Source organism: Psychrobacter sp. 1U2 (assembly GCF_051847575.1).
This window is the reverse complement of record NZ_JBPYDC010000654.1, coordinates 1-917: the sequence shown is the minus strand read 5'-3', so window position 1 is coordinate 917 and position 917 is coordinate 1. Positions and strand designations below refer to the sequence as shown.

At 40.5% G+C, this 917-nt stretch carries 1 protein-coding gene and 1 pseudogene; both read right to left on the bottom strand.

Features of this window, described 5'->3' with window-relative positions; all coding sequences use genetic code 11:
• Window positions 1-387: pseudogene (locus tag ACS8FD_RS17890) on the bottom strand (glycine dehydrogenase (aminomethyl-transferring)); the annotation flags it as partial.
• Window positions 388-531: 144 nt separating this feature from the next.
• The coding region (locus tag ACS8FD_RS17885; protein ID WP_439276839.1) for a nitroreductase family protein at window positions 532-917 on the bottom strand (386 nt) is incomplete at its 5' end.

Here is a 917-nt window from a genome sequence, read left to right as displayed (position 1 = left end):
ACCTTGAGCGATCTCAGCCTGATAAGGCGTATAAGCAGTATACCAACCTGGATTTTCAAGTACATTACGCTGAATCACTGCTGGCATACGCACAGGTGAGTAGCCTTGACCAATATAGCTTTTATTAACGGTAATGTTGTCTGCCATAGTACGTAATTTGGCAAGCGCTGCATGCTCACTCATCGCAAGTGGCAAATCCAACTCTCTATGTATGCGTACTGGTTCAGGAACCGTATCATTAATAAAACTTGCCATGTCTTTATAACCAATAGCACTTAGCATATCAGCTTGCTTGGCATCGTTAGAACCTAGATGACGATAAACAAATTCAGTTTCATTAAATAAACCTTTAAAAGTATCAAAGGTAGGTTTTTGAGAATGAGTCATGAAAATCCTTAATAGACTTGGTAAAAAAGTAATAAGTTAGGACAAAAAAGACGGCATAAAATTGAGAAAATAACTTTAGACCAGACACTTATTAAAGGGTTAAAAATACGAGATAGACCGTATAAAGCTCAACAATAGATAAGGTTAAACATAGTGAACAAACTGCTTTTGATCGAAGCGAAACTGCGAGTGATAAATACCTTTATCAGAACGCTCACCTGCACCAATCATCATTACAATATGATGATCATCGCTAAGTTTGAGCAGCTTTTTCATTGCGGGCTCATCAAAACCGCCCATCGGACAGCTATCAAACCCATGTGCCCGTAGCGCTAGCATTAAGTTTTCAGCGGCAAGCGCCGTATTGTTTGTCGCCCAGTTTTTGACATCTTCAAAGGTATAGTAAGGCGACTTTATTGGACCTTTTACTCGCCTAGCTACTTGCGTTGCGCCCCATTTAACGACAGAGATTGCGTTTATCGGACCACGCAGAAAGTCTGCTGTGACTACTTTGGTGTAGTAGTCCGTCA